This is a genomic window from Microbulbifer maximicatervae (SeqCode) (assembly GCF_052466985.1).
The window spans coordinates 2,325,054-2,344,872 of sequence record NZ_CP174298.1 but is presented as its reverse complement, the minus strand read 5'-3'; the positions used below and the strand labels follow the sequence as shown (position 1 = coordinate 2,344,872).

Below are 19,819 nucleotides of genomic sequence, written 5' to 3'. Positions count from 1 at the left end.
CTGTGGGGGGAGGGGGTACCGGCGATCCCTGCCAGTTTTAGAGAGGTTGGGGGTTAGGAAGCTTGGGGGGCCGTTAGATCAGACTGTTTGTTGGAATCGAGAAATTCTTTAATCGGTAAGCGATAGTTGCGACTTACTTTCAGCTTTGCACCGCTGCTCAGGGTGAGAAAGTATTCGCCTTTGGTTAAAACCTTGATATGTACAATAAAGTTCAGGTTAACCAGTGTGGATCTGTGAATGCGTTTAAAAGTGTCCGGGCAGAGTTGTTTTTGCAGGTCTTTAATAGTGCTACGCATTACATGGGTTTCCCCTTTGGCATGCACACACATATAGTCACCCGCCGCATCGATCCACTCGATATCCGGTTGGTTAACCATAGTAATACTGCCCCGGTCTTTAATGGCAATACGCTGGGTTGCAGCCGCAGCAGTACTCTCACCACTTGAGGCTTTGCCGGCACTGCTTTCGAAAGATCGCATCAGGCGATTTTTCTCTTCCTGATGGCCATCCTCTCCTTTGGACATCATCTGTGCCTGGCGCTGGCGGGCCCGGTCGAGGGCGGTTTCCAGTCGGCGCGGGTCCAGTGGCTTGAGTACATAATCAACCGCATGGACTTCAAAAGCCTTAAGGGCGTATTGGTCGTAGGCTGTGGCAAAGATGACCAAGGGCATGGTGTCAGCCTGCAGGTTGCGCACCACATCAAAGCCGTTCATTCCGGGCATCTGCACATCGAGAATGAGTAGGTCCGGGTTGTGCTCTGAAACTGCTTGGACAGCTTCCCGGCCATTGCGACAACAGGCGAGAATATCCAGGTCCTTGCGTTCTTCGAGCATACTTTTCAGTAGTCTTAAAGCCAGGGGCTCGTCGTCCACCAGTACGACGCTGAGTCTGCTCATTGAACTTCTCCCTGTGTCAGGTGGGTTGATTGGTTGGAAATTTCCAGTGGAATATTGATGAGTACTTGCATACCGCCATCAGAGTTTTTGTTTTGTTCTATTTTGAAATCTTGTGGGTAGAGCGTCGATAGCCGTTCGCGTACGTTTTTGAGGCCCACTCCCGTTGAGGAGGACTCTGGGTCACATTCGCTGGCAAAGTGATCTGGGCAGCCGGTGTCGTAGACTTCCAGCACCAGGCGATCATCGGTGTTGTGCGCGTGGATACCGATAGTGCCCCCCATTTCGTTGGGGGCTATGGCATATTTCACTGAGTTTTCCACCAGTGGTTGCAGCAACATACTGGGCACTTGTGCGCGGCGTACGGTTTCATCGATCGACAGGTCTACGGACAACCTGTCGGCAAAGCGGGTTTTTTCAATCTCCAAATAAAGCAATACCGCCTCGATCTCTCGTTCAAGTTCAACTTTCTGCATCGGATCTTCTTTTAGGGAGAGCCTTAAAAAATCACTGAGACGCACAACCATTTCCCGCGCTTCATCAGCTTGCTGGAATCGAATTAGAGCGTTAATGGAGTTGAGCGTATTGAAGAGAAAGTGGGGGTTGAGCTGGTAGCGCAACATTTTTAGTTGCGCCTCATTGGCGATGGCCTCTGCCTGAAGTCTGCGGAGCTGCTCCCGCTCATGTACTGCTGCGACCTCCAGCATTTTTTTGTGCTCTTCATTGAGCAGGAAGTGATATTTTACCCCGCAGTACAGGGCGCTCCAGAATAGAAACACAAATAAAGAAGCGTAATACCAGCCGCCGAATTCAGACCAAATCGAGTGTTCACCGCTGAGGCGTATGTAGGCCTCCATGCGAACCAAGGTCCATATTCCAGAAATAACTGCCACCGCCAAAAGGTAGATTACGGTGCGGAAAGCGAGTTCTGATTCCCAGGCAACATCAAAAATTGGTTTTAGAAACAGGGATAATAAAAATGCAATAGCGCACTGGAATACTGTATTGACCGGCTCGAAGTGGGGCCACTCAGTCGGGGAGTGCCACAGAGTCAGGGAGAGAAAAGTGACCAGCAGTATGCCAAGCCAGCTGACCAGCTGCAGTTTCCAGAACCAGCGGGTCGACTGAATTTCAGTGTTCGGTCTCGTTTCCAGACGGGTCGAGTACTGCATGATTTCCCGCATATTTAGTATTGTGAAAAGGACGGGATAGACGCTCATCGTCGCGTTCATTATTATCCGCGAAATATTACCTTGCAGAAACGTGACCCGCTAGGGGGGATAGCGCCACGCTTCCTACTCATCCCCGAGAAAGTCCTTTCTATCTGATTTCGGGGTGAATAGTCGAGTAATTTTCGGCAATCTCGATTCAGAAGACAACTCCTCTCTATTTTTAAACCCGAGTAAATCGGTCAGGGCTTCTTTGATAGCAAAGTTCAGTGGTACTTCTGTTTATCCAGTTCGACACTAGTAGATTGTCTATCTGGTCAAAAACGGTAATTTGAAATTTGGTTGAGTAGATAGGTAGTTGCCAGTAATTGTGGTAAAAATGTGCAGGGCCTTTAACGGCTTGAATGAATCCACAGTTGCAGGGGTGATATTGGCTTCTGTTGAAAATGTTGTGGTGGCGGAAAAATTCCGGGTGAATGGACAAACCGCTAGTAAGAAATAGTTTTGATTTGGGGATCGGTTTCCGATGAGCCAGATGTTGCCCGAATCGGGGTTCTCCTCGAGCGAGATGGCTAAATATGACACTGATGCCCGTGCTGGAGTAGTAGCCGGCGTTGCCCCGCGCTATATCAATTTAATTGCACTTACGTCCCTATTTCTGATTTGGGGATTTATTACCGGCCTGAACGATGTGCTGGTGCCGCACTTAAAAAATGTTTTTGAGTTGAGTTACACCAAGGCTGTCTTGGTGCAGTTTTACTTTTTTGCTGCCTATTTCCTGGTATCTGTGCCGGCAGGCATGTTGTTGAGGCGGGTTGGCTATCAGCTTGGGCTGGTGCTCGGGCTTTTGGTGGCTTGTGCGGGCTGCCTGGTCTTTATTCCCGCTGCCCGCCTGCAAATCTACGAAGTCTTTTTGCTGGGACTGTTTGTTCTGGCCTCCGGGATTACCCTGCTGCAGGTTTCCGCAAACCCCTATGTTATCGCGCTGGGCAGTGCTCGCACGGCGCCCAGTCGACTGAATCTGACCCAGGCTTTTAACTCCCTGGGAACTACCTTGGCACCGGTGATTGGCGGCGCAGTTTTCTTTGCGGGACTGACTATTACCGCTGACCCGGATACAGCGGCGAGTATTATTGAGTTCAGGGCCCGCGAAGCGGCTTTGGTGGAGACACCTTATTTCTGGTTAGCGGTTCTACTACTGGTGATGGTCGCTTTCTTTTCTTGGATTAGGTTGCCGGCCATTCCCGAGCACCAACAGGGTGGAGGAGCGGATGGTCACGATGTGTTTTCTCTGTGGCGTTTCCCCCGCTTGACCCTGGGGGCTGTAGGTATTTTTGCCTATGTGGGTGCGGAGGTGGCTATTGGCAGTTTTCTGGTGAGTTTCTTTGGTGAACCATCAGTGGCAAAGATGGCTCCTTTTGAAGCGTCAAAGTATGTCTCTTATTACTGGGGCGGAGCGATGATTGGGCGCTTTGCCGGGGCCTTTTTGCTGCGCTTTGTCTCTGCTGGAAAAACCCTGGCGGTTTGTGGCCTGGGTTCGGTGGTACTTATAGCAATCGCGATGATGACGTCAGGCCCGATCGCGGTCTGGTCTATAGTTGCAGTGGGCCTGTGCAACTCGATCATGTTCCCGACTATATTCAGCCTGGCTTTGCGCGGGCTGGGCAAACATACCAGCCAGGGTAGCGGTATCTTATGCATGGCTATTGTAGGCGGTGCAATTATTCCTCTTTTCCAGGGAATGCTGGCTGATAGCGCCGGTATACAGTATTCATTTTTGGTGCCTCTGGTTTGTTACTGCTACATCGTTTATTACGGGGCTTTTTCACGAACCCTGCGCGGTAGCGCAGTGGAGTAGAACCTTCATTTATCCTTTCCGCCTTGTCTGCAATTTGGACCAGCCCATCGGATTTCTATTGGCCTGTAGAGACAAGTACTGCAACTTGTTGTCATTGCGAACTGTGCCCACAGGGTAGCCATGACTTAGTTTTATGGCCGTTCGGTGCATGCGGCATTCGCAGAACTAGATTCCGACGAGAGCTGGATCTGGAGTTATCTCTAATATTTCAGCTCGGTGGAGGCAGACCGTGCACAACTGCCGGGGCAGGTGATGTGCGGCATAATAAATATGGCGATAGTAGGTCGCGCTGGGTGTAGGGCTTTGGAGATATTTCCTCTGAAGTTTGTCTGAGCGCAACTCGTAGAGCCAGTTAACAAGCGTGGAATAATTTTGGGAGTTATTCGTGAATTTTAGTAAGCGATTTTCGCTGGGCTTTGTGCTCTGTGCTTCTGTGCTCGCCGGGTGTCACTCTGAGAGCCAACAAACTGAGCAAAAAGCCGATAAAGCGCAGGCCGATACTGGCACCAGTGCCGCCGAGGGCATCGACAACTGGCCTGAACTCAAGCCAGCCTTACCACGCGATGAAAAGCTGGAAGCCCAAATCACTGAAATCATGTCCCGCATGTCTCTGGAAGAGAAAGTGGGTCAGATGATCCAGGCGGAAATCCGCAGCGTTACTCCTGAAGATGTGAAGATCTATCACCTGGGTTCCGTATTGAATGGTGGTGGCGCCTTCCCGAACAACGATAAGTTTGCCACGCCGCAAGACTGGTTGGCCCTTTCTGACGCCTTCTTTAAGGCTTCTATGGACACTTCCGATGGCGGTGTTGCGATTCCCCTGATCTGGGGTTCCGATGCGGTTCACGGTCACAACAATGTGATCGGTGCGACCCTGTTCCCGCATAATATTGGTCTGGGTGCCGCCCAAGACCCGGAGCTGATTGAGCGTATTGGCAGCGCCACCGCCCGCGAAGTGGCAGTGACCGGTATCGATTGGACTTTCGCTCCTACCGTCGCGGTAGTCCGCGATGACCGCTGGGGCAGAACTTACGAGAGCTACTCAGAAGATCCCAAGATTGTTGCGGATTATGCCGAGGCAATGGTGAAGGGGCTCCAGGGCGAAAAATCCAGCGCTGAATTCCTGCGCGGCGAAAACCTGGTTGCCACTGCCAAGCACTTTGTCGGTGACGGTGGTACGAATCGAGGAATTGACCGAGGTGATAATGCGGTTCCGGAAAAAGAACTGGCAGAGGTCCATGCGGCGGGTTACCTGACGTCTCTGCCGGCTGGCGTACAGACCGTGATGGCTTCATTCAATAGCTGGAACGGTGAAAAACTCCACGGCCACAAATACCTTCTGACCACTGTTTTAAAAGAGCGTCTCGGTTTTGATGGTTTTGTTGTGGGCGACTGGAATGGCCACGGTTTCGTGCCCGGTTGCACCGTAGAGAGCTGTGCAGCGGCGATTAATGCCGGCCTGGATATGTTTATGGTGCCGGCGGACTGGAAAGCCCTGTACAACAACACCCTGGCCCAGGCCAAAAGCGGTGAAATCGGTGCAGAGCGTATCGATGATGCTGTTCGCCGCATCCTGCGAGTGAAGATCCGTGCAGGTCTGTTTGACCGCAATATGCCGCTGGCAGGCAAAGACGGCATCCTGGGCAACCCGGAGCACCGCGCAATCGCTCGTGAAGCGGTACGCAAATCCCTGGTATTGCTGAAAAACAACGACCAGCTGCTGCCATTGGCTGCTGACCAGAATATTCTGGTTGCCGGTGATGGTGCGGATAACCTGTCCAAGCAGAGTGGTGGTTGGACGATTTCCTGGCAGGGTACCGGCAACACGCGCGCAGACTTCCCCGGTGCCACTTCAATTTTTGAAGGTATTTCATCGGCGGTTAAAGCGGCTGGCGGTGAAGCGGTATTGAGTGTGGATGGCAGTTTCTCAGATGCCACTTTTGCCAATGGTAAGGCGCCCAAGGTTGCTGTTGTTGTATTTGGCGAAGAGCCCTATGCAGAGTGGCACGGCGATATTACCAACCTGGAATACCAGCGCGGTAACAAGAAGGATTTGGCGTTGCTGAAAAAACTGCGTGAGCAGGGTGTTCAGGTAGTGAGCGTTTTCCTTTCAGGCCGTCCTCTCTGGATTAACAGTGAATTGAATGCATCCGATGCCTTTGTTGCTGCCTGGCTGCCTGGCTCTGAAGGTGCTGGTGTTGCGGATGTGCTGATTAAAGGCGCCGATGGGGAAGCCCGTTACGACTTTACCGGCAAGCTGCCATTCAGCTGGCCAATGCACAGCTATCAGAATGTCCTGAATCCTTACCACGAGAATTACGAGCCACTGTTTGAATTGGGCTATGGCCTGGCTGCTGAACAGGAATCCCTGGTGAGCAACGAATTGCCAGAGACCAGTGAATCCAGTGCCGGTGGCGGTTTGGAAGAAGCCTGGCTGTTGGTATCCCGCCCGCAGGCTCCCTGGGTGTTGAATATTGCTGAAGCTGGGGCGGACGTTGTACCTGTACACGGTAACTACGCGGTTAGCGGAAGCGATGAAAACATCACCGTTAACTCCATCGATATGTCTTCCCAGGAAGATGCTCGACTGATTACCTGGAAAGGCCTGCGTCCTGGCGCAGTTCAGTTGTCTGCTGAATATATGCAAGACCTGAATGTCTATCTGGAAGAGAAATCTGCGCTGACACTGAATATCCGTGTCGATCAGCCAATTGAAAAGCCGGTGATAGCGACCATGAACTGTGGCGATGGTTGTTCTGCCAAGGTACCGCTGGAGTCTGCGCTGAAATCCATGGAGCAGAAAAGCTGGACCCGGGTTTCTGTAGATCTGCAGTGTTTTGTAAAAGCCGGTGCGGATTTTGGCAAGGTGTTTAGTGCCTTTGGCTTGGAGAGTGAAGCTCCGATGGCTATTGCGGTTGCCAACGTTAAGTTGACCCCGGAAGCTGGAGTATCTGCTGATATTCGTTGTGACGGTTAAGTTACAACACACTTAAAGGGCTAATTACCCTCAGTTCTAACCGGAGCTTGTTTTTTGGTTCCGGTTAGCGGCTGAAACAATTTGTTCTCACAGGAACGGTGCCAGTGTGATGTTCTATCCCGTTGGCACTTCTTTGCCCGCCAATCTCTTCTTTCCAGATATTACTATTTCTTTTATCCCATAGATTTATTACTGGGGTGGAAGGAAAGAATACACTTCACTCGAGACACGCTGTGAATACATCCCTGTAAGCTCCTAATCGGCATCCATGCCTCATAGGGTTCCGAGCGCAGTGTATTATTTCCTTCTCCATTTTTAGTATATTGGATAGCGTTATCCCACGATAAATCTACCTCTCCTGATTTTTGCTATTTCACGCCTTTATAGTATTACTTGTCACAAAATTATTGCCGCTATTGGTGCTGTATTGAGTTGTCAGGCACTGCAAACGTGCAAGCAAATAAATAATTCAATAAATTTTATTTTCTAATCTTATTTAAATTTTGGAGTGGGGTAGGCTTTGCACAGATTCCATTTTCTCGGGAACAGAAAGGTAATTGATTTGAAATGAAGCTGCCATTCCACTCTGGTTAGTATGGCTTCGCTTTCAAAATTAGGGCTCTTGGATAGTTGGCATTCTTATTGCTGGTTATTTTTCGAGTGTTTACTTTTCAGACCTGGCCTTCCATTGAATTATGGCGGTTATGGTGGGTTGGTTCCCTATTTGATTTTTGTGCATTTTGAGGTCCTCGGTCATGGTAGTGCCGGGGATGGTGCGGATAAATTAACTTGAAATGGAATTGGAGGAACTAATGGCACCTTGTCATATCGTTTTTTTACCAGGACTTTTTGCGCGTGGATGGATCTGGAATCAGGTTGCAGATGCTTGCCGGCAGCAGGGGCATAAAATAACTGTTTTCGAGCCATCTATCCCCGAGGTTTTTATGGGTAAGTTGGATTCGGCGCACGAAATGATTAGAGAGTGTCTCCAGTTAAATGGAGATATGGATAATAATATTTTGGTCGGCAACTCGATGAGTGGGCTTATTACGTTAGATTTTGCCGCAAAATATCCTGAATTGGTGGCTGGGGTGGTTATCAGTGGAGCCCCGGGGCTTGAAGAATTGGAGGCAGGAGTTTCCCTTTCTGATTTACGCGGGTCGGTACCTGGAGCAGCAAATACACTTTGTGAGCGGGTCTTCCGAGATATTAACCGCCTGCCGAAACCGGACTACGAAAAGGGCGTCGCCGATATCAATACTATTTTCTCCACTAACGAAACGTTTAAATCAGTGGTTAAATGGCTGAATATAAGTAGGAAGTATGATGTTTATGGCAGTCTGAAGAAAGTGAGATGCCCGATCAAGTTAATATGGGGAGACTTCGATCAAATAACACCGGCTGAATCCTGGCGGTCGCTGACCTCCCAGAATGATAATTTGGATTATTGTGAAGTGTATGATTGTGGGCACAGTCCTATGCTGGAAAAGCCTGAAGAATTTTATCAGCTTCTTTCTGGGTATCTCTCAAGTCTAATAAGTCCTCTAGCTAAAACGGCTTGACTGCGTTTTTCACATAGCTATAGCGCTAAAAGTATTTGCTATAGCTATGTGGCTTGGGTGTTCTTTTAGGTGCTTGATTGTCGATTGCTGAGTTTCTTGCATTGGGTTTTTAAATTAGTTGCCGAATGAAAAGATTGAATTACATGTCTACAGGTTTATTTTTTGTTAAAGGTGAGCGCGGAAAAGTGATGGTATTCATTAGTTGCTCGGAGATTAGAGTGAATGGTTAAATTTTATGGGCTTAAATGTTAGTGGGGTGGAGGTCGTGAGTGTTAGCTTTAAGTCGACTGATAAAAAATAACCTTCTCCTTTTGTCACAGTTTTTAGGCATATTTTATGGGGTTGGCATTGGCGGTAGTGCGGTTAGTATCACTTTTATTGCAATGGTATAATTTACGGTTAGTGCCCCAAATCCTGAAGTGAACTACTCCAAAATTAATTTCATCTAATTTTCGAGGTTTTTATATGCGACTAGCTAATCGTCTTAGCAGGGACAATTGAGGAGTTAGATAATTTGCTCCTAAAGTGTAAGGTAAAGCCTTTGTGTAAAATTTAACCTTTAGTGACCCTCTATTTAATATTGCGGTCTTGGCGCGTCTGAAGTTATGGGGGCTTTCTTCTATCTGCATTCTGGCCTATTGGCGGTATACTGTTTGGAGCTTAGACTTTGTTTAACTCCCAGTGAAAAATGTAAATCCCAGCGAAAAACTTCCATCTCTGATAAAGAATATACTGCAGTCCCACCCTGCCAGCGGCCAGTTGTGGGTTGGGTTTTCTGGTGGTCTGGACTCCACTGTTCTCCTGCACCTTCTGGTAACTTGCCAGGTTCCTGTGCGTGCGCTTCATATTCACCATGGCCTAAATGCAAATGCGGACATTTGGCTGGCTCACTGTAAAGAGTTTGCTGAAAGTCTGGCGGTACCCTTTACAGCCATTCAGGTTACTGTTGATTACAAAGATGGCGGATTGGAGCAGGGGGCTCGCCGGGCGAGATATGCCGCCTTCAATCAGGTGATGTCCGAAGGTGATCAAATTCTGCTCGGTCACCATGCGGATGACCAAGCTGAGACTTTCCTGCTGCGCTTAATGCGGGGCGCGGGCGTGTTGGGATTGGCCAGCATGTCCGAGAGCCGAACTATTGGAGATAATAAGTACTTACTGCGCCCTCTGCTCAGGGCGGGGCGAAAAGAACTAGAGCAGTGGGCTGAGGCTCACGGATTGAGCTGGATTGAAGATGACAGCAATGCTGATGAGGCCCTGGAGCGTAATTTTTTGCGGCATCGAGTTGTGCCACTGCTCAACCAGCGTTGGGGAGTGAGTCGCCAGATCGCTCGGGCAGCGGAGAACCTGAGGGAGTCTGCGGACTTGCTGTCTGAGTTGGCACTTGCTGACCTGGAGGAGGCTGATTTAAAGGCGGAGCGATTTGGCGAAAGTCTGGCCCTGCCTCGCTTCTTCAGCCTTAGCGAGGGGCGCCGTAAAAACCTTATGCGGCATTGGGTATTGGGCCAAGGGGGGCAGCCGCCAGAGTCAGCCCTATTAAATCAGGCGCTTTTCCAGGTGACTCATGCGGCAGAGGACGCACAGCTTGAAGTTAATCTGGGTGGGCGAGTGGTGCGACGTTTTCGAAATCGCCTTTACCTGACTCCTGAGCTGGCGCCAATTGCCAATAACTCCGATAAAAGTTGGCACTGGGATGGCCGCTCTAATCTGGCTCTGCCTGCGGGTGGCATTCTTCGGCCCTTGTCGGATTGGCCAGAGGACGATTATCGAGTGTGTTATCGCAGAGGAGGGGAGCGTGCGCACCCGGTAAATCGCTCCAGGTCACAAACGCTTAAGAAGCTCTTGCAGGAGTGGACCCTTGAACCCTGGCTCAGGGATCGTGTCCCATTGGTATTTTTGGGGGATGATCTGGTGGCTGTCGCGGGGCTCTTTTCATGCAAAGCAGGCTGCGCCATCCCGGATGAACCACCCGGCTGGCGGTTTTTCGATTGAGTGTTAAGGGGGTTTCTGCTACCCTGGCGCCCCGTCTAAAAGGCACCGGGAGAAGCTGGATTATCCGCCCGGGCCAGCCCTGTAAGCTCGACATTCATCGAGCGCTCAACTGACCAAGGTTTTGCATGACGCGCTATATTTTTGTAACTGGTGGCGTGGTTTCCTCGTTGGGGAAAGGTATCGCCTCCGCCTCTTTGGCCGCCATTCTCGAGGCCCGCGGCCTCAAGGTTACCATCCTCAAACTGGACCCCTACATCAACGTAGACCCGGGTACCATGAGTCCCTTCCAGCACGGCGAGGTGTATGTCACCGAGGATGGTGCCGAGACTGACCTGGACCTGGGTCACTACGAACGCTTTATCCGTACCCGGATGTCCAAGCGTAACAACTTCACCACCGGCCGCGTGTACGAGACCGTACTGCGCAAAGAGCGCCGTGGTGACTACTTGGGTGGCACCGTACAGGTGATCCCCCATATTACCGACGAGATCAAGCGCCGCGTTGTAGAAGGTGGCCGCGATGTCGATGTCGCTATTGTTGAAATCGGTGGCACCGTAGGTGATATCGAATCCCAACCGTTCCTGGAATCTGTGCGTCAGCTGCGTGTGGAAATGGGCACCAATCGCGCCCTGTTGATCCACCTGAGCTATGTGCCTTTCCTTGCCACTGCTGGTGAAACCAAGACCAAGCCGACCCAGCACTCTGTTAAAGAGTTGCGTTCTATCGGCTTGCAGCCGGATATTCTGCTGTGCCGTTCCGAGCGCGAGATCGATGAGGACTCCCGCCGCAAGATCGCACTGTTCACCAATGTTGAAGAGCGCGCTGTTGTACCGCTGCCCGATGCCAAGACCATCTACGGCGTACCGCGTCTTCTGCACAGTTACGGCCTCGACGATATCGTTGTGGAAAAACTGCAGCTGGAATGCCAGGCACCAGACCTTTCCGAGTGGGATGAAGTGGTCGATGGCAAGCTGAACCCGCAGCACGAAGTGAAAATTGCCATGGTTGGCAAATACATGGAGTTGCTGGATGCCTATAAGTCCCTGATCGAGTCTCTGACCCATGCGGGTATCAAGCATCGCTGCAAAGTGGATATCGACTTTATCAACGCTGAAGACGTTGAGGGTGAGAACGGCATTGACCTGATCAAGGATGCCGATGCAATCCTGGTTCCAGGTGGGTTTGGTGAGCGCGGTTTAGAGGGCAAGCTTGAATCTGTTCGCTACGCTCGTGAAAACAATATTCCTTACCTGGGCATCTGCCTCGGTTTGCAGTCTGTGGTTATCGAGTTCGCGCGCAATGTGCTCGGCCTCGAAGGTGCCAACAGTACTGAATTCAATACTAAAACCCCGCACCCGGTTATCGGCCTGATCACAGAGTGGATCGATAGTGAAGGCAATATCGAGAAGCGCGACGAGCAGTCCGACTTGGGTGGCACCATGCGCTTGGGCGGTCAGGAATGTCGCTTGGCTAAAGACACCAAGGCTCGCGATATCTACGGCGCAGACGTCATTGTAGAGCGCCACCGCCACCGCTATGAAGTGAACAACAACTACGTTGATCGCCTGCAGCAAGCTGGTTTGAAAATTGGCGGCTGGTCTGCAGACGATACCCTGGTAGAAATGGTTGAATTGCCGAACCATCCCTGGTTCGTTGCTTGCCAGTTCCACCCGGAATTTACTTCAACCCCGCGCGACGGCCATCCGCTGTTCGAAAGCTTTGTTGCCGCCGCAATGAAGCAGCGTGAAAACCAGGGTTAATCAGTAATCCGCCCCCGGTCTCTGGGACTGGGGGTGAGATGACAGGGAGCTGACAGTGAAAACAATTGAAGTCGGAAATATTCAGGTCGCCAACGATAAGCCCTTTGCGCTGTTTGGCGGTATGAATGTACTGGAATCCCGCGACCTGGCGATGCAGGTGGCTGAGCACTATGTAAAAGTCACTGAAAAACTGGGTATTCCCTATGTTTTTAAAGCGTCTTTTGACAAGGCCAATCGCTCTTCCATCAATTCCTATCGCGGACCGGGAATGGAAGAAGGCCTGAAGATTTTTCAGGAAATCAAAGATACCTTTAAGGTTCCCCTGATTACCGATGTCCACGAAGTACACCAGGCTGCTCCGGTTGCCGAAGTCGTGGATATTATCCAGCTGCCGGCCTTCCTGGCCCGCCAGACTGATCTGGTCGCCGCTATGGCAGCGACTGGTGCTGTGATCAACGTCAAAAAGCCCCAGTTTATGAGCCCGCCGCAAGTAAAAAATGTGGTGGAGAAATTTGCTGAGTGCGGCAACGAAAATATTCTTTTGTGTGAGCGCGGAGCCTGCTTTGGCTACGACAACCTGGTTGTCGATATGCTGGGCTTTAGCACCATGATCAATGCCTCCGGCGGTGCGCCGCTGATTTTTGACGTCACCCACTCACTGCAAATGCGCGATCCTTCCGGTGCAGCCTCTGGTGGTCGCCGTGCACAGGTCACTGAGCTGGGCCGCGCAGGTTTGGCTATCGGGATTGCCGGCCTGTTCTTGGAAGCACACCCGAATCCAGACAAAGCATTGTGTGATGGTCCCAGTGCATTGCCACTGGAAAAGCTGGAGCCATTCCTGGCGCAGATGAAAGCGGTAGATGACCTGATTAAAGGTTTTGAGCCGCTGGATACGAAATAAAAAAGAAATATTTTTGCGCGCCCTGATTGGGCGCGCGGCACTTTCCCCTCTGCTATTTGGCCTGAGCGCTGTAGCAAAAAGTGCGTAAAGTCTGATTTACGAAAACCTATTTTCAGTAAGTACCAATACGGAGCCCATTGTAAATGAGCAAGATTGTCGCTGTTAAAGCCTTTGAAGTAATGGATTCTCGCGGTAACCCTACCGTTGAAGCCGATGTAATCCTGGAGGATGGTTCTATTGGCTCCGCCTGCGCCCCCTCCGGTGCCTCTACTGGCTCCCGTGAAGCGCTGGAACTTCGCGATGGCGATAAAAGCCGTTACTTGGGCAAGGGTGTCCTGAAAGCGGTTGAAAATATCAACACTACTATCGCCGACCTGCTCAAGGGTATGGATGCTACTGATCAGCGCGCCCTGGACAAGGCGATGATCGATGCCGACGGCACTGAAAATAAGGCGAACTTCGGCGCTAACGCTATTTTGGCGGTTTCCCTGGCTGCCGCTAAAGCAGCTGCTGCTTCCAAAAAAATCCCTTTGTACCAGCACATTGCTGAGGTAAACGGCACTCCGGGCGAGTACTCCATGCCGGTGCCGATGATGAATATCCTCAATGGCGGTGAGCACGCTGACAACAATGTGGATATCCAGGAATTTATGGTTCAGCCGGTTAAGGCTGAATCTTTTGCCGAAGCTCTGCGCCAAGGTGCTGAGATCTTCCACTCCCTGAAGAAAGTACTGTCCAGCAACAGCCTGAACACTGCAGTTGGCGATGAAGGAGGCTTTGCTCCGAACCTGCCTTCCAACGAAGCAGCGCTGAAAGTGATTGCTGAAGCGGTAGAGAAGGCCGGTTACACCCTGGGTGATGACATTACCCTGGCTCTGGACTGCGCTTCTTCCGAGTTCTACAAAGATGGCAAGTACGATCTGGCTGGCGAAGGCAAGCAGTTCGATAGCGAAGGTTTTGCCAGCTACCTGGCCGATCTGTCCGCCAACTATCCGATCCTGTCTATCGAAGACGGTATGGACGAGAGTGATTGGGACGGTTGGAAAGTACTCACCGATAAAATTGGTGAAAAAGTACAGCTGGTAGGCGACGACCTGTTCGTAACCAACACCAAGATCCTGAAGGAAGGTATCGAGAAAGGTGTCGGTAACTCTATCTTGATCAAGTTCAACCAGATCGGCTCCCTGTCCGAGACTCTGGATGCGATCAAAATGGCTAAAGATGCGGGCTACACCGCTGTGATCTCCCACCGCTCCGGTGAGACCGAAGATACTACTATTGCGGATCTGGCGGTTGCGACTGCTGCTGGTCAAATCAAGACCGGTTCCCTTTGCCGTTCAGACCGCGTAGCCAAGTACAACCGTCTGTTGCGCATCGAAGCTGAGCTGAATGGCTCCGCTCCTTATCGCGGCCGCGCTGAATTCAAGTAATCCATTATTTGAATTAGCGTGCAAGTACTACAAAGAGGGGCTAGCCCCTCTTTGTAGTACTATAAATACGAACAAGCGAAATATCGTAATCTCGTATGAAATGGCTGCTGGCAATACTCACCATTATGCTCCTCGCCACCCAGTACCGACTTTGGGTTGGTGAAGGTAGTCTCGCCGAAGTTACCCGTCTCAAGCGTCAATTAGCCCAACAGCAAGAAAAAAATATCGCGCTGGTGCGGGAAAACCGTCAACTGTTCAGGGAAGTCCGCAGTTTGAAAGTTGGCACTGATGGTGTGGAAGCGAAAGCCCGTTATGACCTGGGACTGATCAAGGAAGGGGAAACACTGTTTATCTTCCTGGATAAGGAAGAGGCTGAAAATTGATTAAGGATTATTGGGTCATTGTACCCGCTGCCGGCGTTGGCAAACGTATGGGGGCTGATCGCCCGAAACAGTACCTGCCATTGCTCGGGCGACCACTGCTATCCCTGACTTTAAAAAATATTCTTGGGTGGCCAGGTTTGGCTGGCGTTGTAGTATCGCTATCGGAGCAGGATACCTACTTCCTTCACCTGAAAGAAGCAAACCACCCCTTGGTACACACCGTTATTGGTGGAGCTGAGAGAGCAGACTCTGTTCAGTCCGCCCTGGATTTCCTGGCGGAGCGAGAAAGCGGCGATACTCCGGTTTTAGTCCACGATGCTGCACGACCTTGTGTGTCTGAGCGCGATATTTGCGCTTTACTCAGTGACGAAGTCTCACCGATGGCACTTTTGGCGCGCCCCGCAAGCGACACATTAAAGCGCAGTCATATGACTGGCGGTGTAGCCTGTGTGGAAGAAACGGTTGACCGCGAAAGTATTTGGTTGGCGCAAACCCCACAGCGGGCCCCTCTCAGTACTCTGCACACATGCCTTGGTAAAGCCCTGGAACAAGGGGTCGCTGTAACCGATGAAGCCAGTGCACTGGAGTTTTTTGGCCATTCACCGCAATTGGTTGCGGGTGATAGTGACAATATTAAAGTGACGCACCCCGCCGATATCATAATTGCAGAAACTATTTTACGTCTGCGCTACTCCCCGACTGAGGATAAGCGATAGTGAGTTTTCGAATAGGCCAGGGCTTTGATGTGCACGCATTTGGCCCTGGTGATCATGTAGTGCTCGGAGGGGTACAAATCCCCTATGGGTATGGTTTGGTAGCTCATTCTGATGGGGATGTTTTACTGCACGCCCTATCGGATGCCTTACTGGGTGCTCTGGCCCAGGGAGATATCGGTAAACACTTTCCCGATAACGATGAACAATTTGCCGGAGCGGATAGCAGAAACCTGCTTCGACATGTTGTTGGATTAATCGATAGTAAAGGGTATCGCCTGGTTAATGCGGATATGACGTTGATTGCCCAGGCCCCCAAAATGGCTCCGCATATCGATGGAATGCGAGTCAATATTGCCGCTGACTGTGGTGTTGATTGCGGTGCGATCAGTGTCAAAGCAACCACTACAGAAAAGCTTGGATTTACTGGTCGCGGTGAGGGTATCGCCGCGCAAGCTACTGTTTTATTAGAGCGCAAAGATGTCTGAAGTTTGGAACCTGGATTGGCCCCGAGCGCTTGGGGGTACGGTAATTTCTGGCGATTTTCGCACAGAACCAGAAGATTTTATTGTCGATGAACTGGCTATGCCACCGGCTGATAAAGATGGTGAGCATGTTTACTTAAAGGTTAAAAAGCGTGGGGCAAATACCGCCTGGGTTGCCAAGGAATTGGCGAAGTTAGCCGGGGTGCAAAGCCGGGATGTCAGCTTTTATGGATTGAAAGACCGACATGCTGTTACCACTCAATGGTTCAGTGTATGGCTCGGACAAAAGCCAGAAGCAGACTGGTCGCAAATTAACAGCGATGAGATTTCATTGCTCCAGGCCTTCCGGGGGCCACGCAAGTTGCGTCGCGGCGAGCATGTAGGGAATCGCTTCAAGATTCGGCTGCGCAATGTAGAAGGTGATCGGGACAAAGCAGAAGAAGTACTTCAGCTAATTCCCAAAGGGGTGCCCAATTACTTCGGTGAACAGCGCTTTGGGATTGATGGCAATAACCTTAGCTTGGCAAAAAACTTAGCTGAAGAAGACGGTCGCTGCCGCAAAAGCGAAAAGGCCTTCGCCATGTCTGCTGCCCGTAGCTGGCTGTTCAATCAGGTTTTGGCTGAACGAGTCAACACCGGAACCTGGCAGAGCCCCCTCGTTGGAGAGCCTGAAGATTACCCAACCGGGCCTCTTTGGGGGCGTGGCAGAAACCTGTCAACGGATGCCCTGGGGCAGTTGGAAGAGCAAGTGCTGTCTCCGTGGCAGCCTTGGTGCAACTGGCTGGAGCACTGCGGTCTTAGCCAGGAGCGCCGGGCCATGATTTTATCCCCGGAGGCGTTTCGCTATGAGTGGGAAGGTGATCATTTAATCGTCGAATTTGCCTTGCCACCGGGTACTTTTGCTACGGCTTTGCTACGGGAGATAGCTCAGCTGGTCAATGTTAAACAGTGCACATAAAATTTGTATTTAGGTGACTGGCGCTGTTGTACAAATCATGGACAAGAAAAGAATATGGATCGCTTGAGACAAGAAGGTCTGGGGATGACTTCCCAGCGAACCCGTAATCGCTTGATCCAGCGATTGCGGGAAGAGGGGATATCCAACGAGGAGGTACTGGATGTAATGGCATCTACACCTCGACACCTCTTTTTGGATGAGGCCCTGGCTATTCGGGCTTATGAAGATACTGCTTTGCCCATAGGGTATGGCCAAACTATTTCCCAGCCATACATTGTCGCCCGTATGACTGAACTCTTACTGAGTAGAGCCAAGTCTCTACACCGGGTTCTGGAAGTGGGTACGGGCTCTGGCTACCAAACGGCCATTCTTGCTCGCTTGGTCGAACAACTTTATTCCGTCGAGCGTGTCGAACCTCTATTGGAAACCGCTCGCCATCGGTTGGGGGAGCTGGGTTATAGCAATGTAGAGTATAAGCTCAGCAGTGGGGGCTTTGGTTGGAAAGAAGAGGGTCCTTACGATGCAATCCTGGCTGCAGCAGCACCTGCAATGATTCCCGATGAGCTGCGAGAACAGCTGGCTCCGAATGGGGTTTTGGTAATTCCGGTGGGGGCTGAGCAGCAATACCTGACGATGGTGACTCGTCGTGAGGATAGTAATAAGTTTGATGTGGAAAAGTTGGAAGCGGTACGTTTCGTGCCTTTACTCGGTGGCGTGGTTCGATGAGATTTGCTGAGGTTCTAAAAAGTCGCTACCCCGGAGTACTACTGCGGGGAATGGCAATGGGGGCTGCCGATGTGGTGCCCGGTGTTTCCGGGGGAACTATTGCCTTTATTACCGGCATCTACCAGGAGCTTTTGGACTCCCTCAGTCGAATAGGCCCGCATTGTATTACAGTGTGGCGGAAGGAGGGGTTTCTATCTACTTGGCGCTATATTAATGGGAGCTTTTTGCTCTCTCTTTTCCTTGGGGTATTGTTGAGCGTTTTTAGCTTGGCCCACCTGATTAGTGGCTTACTGCAAAATTATCCAATTGTTGTATGGTCATTCTTTTTCGGTTTGGTTCTCGCCTCAATTGTTCCCATTGTGAGAAATATCCCCCGGTGGTCGCCATCTGTTTTGGTTTTTCTCGCACTGGGTATTGCGCTTGCAGTAACAGTGAGTGAGATGCGGCCTTCGGAGATACCGGCAACTCCACTTACGCTGTTTTTATCAGGTGCTTTGGCAATATGTGCGATGGCACTGCCGGGAATTTCCGGCGCTTTCCTGCTGTTATTAATCGGGATATACCCCAAGGTTTTAGCTGCAGTTCATGAACTCCAAATTTCAAACCTATTGTGCTTTGCGGCAGGGGCGGCAATAGGGCTGATGCTCTTCAGTCGCTTGTTGTCTTGGCTGATGCACAAATATGTAGCTAGGACATTGGCATTTCTTGCCGGGGTTTTGTTGGGTAGTCTGAAAATTATTTGGCCCTGGAAACTGCCAATTTCTGGGGAAATCGAAGCATCAAGCAAATTGGCCCCTTTGCTATCCAACACTTCTCCGCTAACTTATGTCGAGCAAACCGGCGACAGTGCTCATTTGGGGGGCGCAATTGTTGCGGCTCTAGGGGCAGCGCTCTTGGTTCTCGCTGTAGACTTCTTTGGCAAGGTGCACAGAGAGAAGTCTTGCGCCACTCCGCAATAAGATCTGGAAAATCTCGGTATGGCAGCGTTTTATCAAACTTTTCCAGAGATTTTTGGAGCTTTTCTTTAGACACTTTTTCCATAAATGCCGTGGTCTGATGTAAAAAGAGAATAATGGAATGTCATCTTTTGCAACCTCTTGAGCGCCGATATTGGCGGAACAAACTCCCTAAAATCGGTCATTGTTTGTGGGGGGTGTTTAAAATAATAGGCTTGCTGGTTCTGCTGCAGGCCGTTTCCTCCTGTTCCAGCCACAAAGCTCCCTCAAGCTCCCTACGCCAGCCCCCGAGTATCAAAATTACCCACCACACGGTTGGTAAAGGGGATACCCTCTATTCGATAGCCTGGCGTTACGGCAAGGATTTTCGCCAATTGGCGGCGATAAATGGTATCCGCTCCCCCTACCAGATATATCCTGGACAGAGAATCAGGCTGACGGGCTCAGTGCCAATCAAGGGCACTGCCAGCACGCAGAAGAAGCAAAAAGCGCCGGTTACAAAAGCCAAACCAAAAACAACTCAAACGACCACTGCTAAAAAATCTTTAACACCAAGCCCAAAGCGCCAATCAACAGCATCTCGCCGGAGCGGATCGGTCAACTGGCGCTGGCCCGCCAAGGGGAAAGTGATTAGTCACTTCCGCTCTGGGGACCCATTGCGTAAGGGAGTTGATATCGCGGGTGAAAAGGGTGAGTCTGTACTGGCAGCGGCTGATGGCACCGTGATCTACGCAGGAAGCGCCTTGAGAGGTTATGGAAAGCTGCTGATCGTCAAGCACAACGAGGTTTACCTCAGTGCCTATGCACACAATCACCGGTTGCTCGTAAAGGAGGGCAGCAGGGTAAAGGCGGGGCAAAGGATAGCGGAACTGGGTTCGAGTGGTACCGACCGCAACAAGCTCCACTTTGAGATTCGCAAAAACGGTCAGCCAGTAGACCCTCTTGCCTACTTACCGTAAGTTCACGGCCGCAGTAAAGCTCTGCAAATAAAAATGGACTTTTAACTAGTACCACTTGAGGTAGTCACTGTAATCGTGGCCATCCCAGGGTCAGCCG

The 19,819-nt window shown here is 50.9% G+C and carries 16 protein-coding genes; 14 read left to right on the top strand and 2 right to left on the bottom strand.

All coding sequences use genetic code 11. From position 1 onward, the window contains the following. Positions 1 to 53: 53 nt before the first annotated feature. The gene (locus ACJJI3_RS10310) at positions 54 to 896 is read right to left on the bottom strand and encodes a LytR/AlgR family response regulator transcription factor (protein ID WP_444942360.1); all 843 of its coding nucleotides are present in this window, start codon (positions 894 to 896) and stop codon (positions 54 to 56) included. Further along, entirely contained in the window at positions 893 to 2,065 is a 1,173-nt protein-coding gene (locus ACJJI3_RS10305; RefSeq protein ID WP_444942359.1) for a sensor histidine kinase, read from the bottom strand. Before ACJJI3_RS10305 ends, ACJJI3_RS10310 begins: the two co-directional genes overlap by 4 nt. A gap of 523 nt (positions 2,066 to 2,588) precedes the next feature. On the opposite strand from ACJJI3_RS10305, the gene ACJJI3_RS10300 reads away from it, so the two are divergent. The 14 genes from ACJJI3_RS10300 to ACJJI3_RS10235 all read left to right on the top strand — a co-directional run bounded on the left by ACJJI3_RS10300 (position 2,589) and on the right by ACJJI3_RS10235 (position 19,722). Continuing rightward, on the top strand, positions 2,589 to 3,920 hold the full coding sequence (locus tag ACJJI3_RS10300) for a sugar MFS transporter (RefSeq protein ID WP_444942358.1): 1,332 nt from the start codon (positions 2,589 to 2,591) through the stop codon (positions 3,918 to 3,920). Between the two features lie 385 nt (positions 3,921 to 4,305). Beyond that, positions 4,306 to 6,897, top strand: coding sequence for a glycoside hydrolase family 3 protein (locus ACJJI3_RS10295; RefSeq protein ID WP_444942357.1), 2,592 nt, complete (start codon positions 4,306 to 4,308; stop codon positions 6,895 to 6,897). An 812-nt stretch (positions 6,898 to 7,709) separates the two neighbouring features. Beyond that, positions 7,710 to 8,459, top strand: a complete 750-nt coding sequence (locus ACJJI3_RS10290) for an alpha/beta fold hydrolase (RefSeq protein WP_444942356.1) — start codon at positions 7,710 to 7,712, stop codon at positions 8,457 to 8,459. Between the two features lie 681 nt (positions 8,460 to 9,140). Next, positions 9,141 to 10,451 (top strand): tRNA lysidine(34) synthetase TilS, encoded by a 1,311-nt coding sequence (gene tilS, locus ACJJI3_RS10285; RefSeq protein WP_444942355.1) that lies wholly within the window; start codon positions 9,141 to 9,143, stop codon positions 10,449 to 10,451. Positions 10,452 to 10,576: 125 nt separating this feature from the next. Further along, the gene (gene pyrG / locus ACJJI3_RS10280) at positions 10,577 to 12,211 is read left to right on the top strand and encodes a CTP synthase (RefSeq protein ID WP_252085084.1); all 1,635 of its coding nucleotides are present in this window, start codon (positions 10,577 to 10,579) and stop codon (positions 12,209 to 12,211) included. A gap of 55 nt (positions 12,212 to 12,266) precedes the next feature. Further along, the gene (kdsA, locus tag ACJJI3_RS10275) at positions 12,267 to 13,112 is read left to right on the top strand and encodes a 3-deoxy-8-phosphooctulonate synthase (RefSeq protein ID WP_413664888.1); all 846 of its coding nucleotides are present in this window, start codon (positions 12,267 to 12,269) and stop codon (positions 13,110 to 13,112) included. A gap of 143 nt (positions 13,113 to 13,255) precedes the next feature. Beyond that, entirely contained in the window at positions 13,256 to 14,542 is a 1,287-nt protein-coding gene (gene eno / locus ACJJI3_RS10270; protein WP_444898143.1) for a phosphopyruvate hydratase, read from the top strand. 95 nt (positions 14,543 to 14,637) lie between these two features. Beyond that, positions 14,638 to 14,925 (top strand): septum formation initiator family protein, encoded by a 288-nt coding sequence (locus tag ACJJI3_RS10265; RefSeq protein ID WP_282931806.1) that lies wholly within the window; start codon positions 14,638 to 14,640, stop codon positions 14,923 to 14,925. Continuing rightward, the gene (gene ispD, locus ACJJI3_RS10260) at positions 14,922 to 15,641 is read left to right on the top strand and encodes a 2-C-methyl-D-erythritol 4-phosphate cytidylyltransferase (RefSeq protein ID WP_444942354.1); all 720 of its coding nucleotides are present in this window, start codon (positions 14,922 to 14,924) and stop codon (positions 15,639 to 15,641) included. Before ACJJI3_RS10265 ends, ispD begins: the two co-directional genes overlap by 4 nt. Further along, on the top strand, positions 15,641 to 16,126 hold the full coding sequence (ispF, locus tag ACJJI3_RS10255; protein ID WP_444942353.1) for a 2-C-methyl-D-erythritol 2,4-cyclodiphosphate synthase: 486 nt from the start codon (positions 15,641 to 15,643) through the stop codon (positions 16,124 to 16,126). The genes ispD and ispF overlap by 1 nt, the downstream gene beginning before the upstream one ends. Continuing rightward, on the top strand, positions 16,119 to 17,081 hold the full coding sequence (gene truD, locus ACJJI3_RS10250) for a tRNA pseudouridine(13) synthase TruD (protein ID WP_444942352.1): 963 nt from the start codon (positions 16,119 to 16,121) through the stop codon (positions 17,079 to 17,081). Before ispF ends, truD begins: the two co-directional genes overlap by 8 nt. A gap of 54 nt (positions 17,082 to 17,135) precedes the next feature. Next, positions 17,136 to 17,807 (top strand): protein-L-isoaspartate(D-aspartate) O-methyltransferase, encoded by a 672-nt coding sequence (locus ACJJI3_RS10245; protein ID WP_282931810.1) that lies wholly within the window; start codon positions 17,136 to 17,138, stop codon positions 17,805 to 17,807. Beyond that, positions 17,804 to 18,766 (top strand): DUF368 domain-containing protein, encoded by a 963-nt coding sequence (locus ACJJI3_RS10240; RefSeq protein WP_444942351.1) that lies wholly within the window; start codon positions 17,804 to 17,806, stop codon positions 18,764 to 18,766. The genes ACJJI3_RS10245 and ACJJI3_RS10240 overlap by 4 nt, the downstream gene beginning before the upstream one ends. 194 nt (positions 18,767 to 18,960) lie before the next feature. Then, on the top strand, positions 18,961 to 19,722 hold the full coding sequence (locus ACJJI3_RS10235) for a peptidoglycan DD-metalloendopeptidase family protein (protein WP_444942350.1): 762 nt from the start codon (positions 18,961 to 18,963) through the stop codon (positions 19,720 to 19,722). Positions 19,723 to 19,819 lie beyond the last annotated feature (97 nt).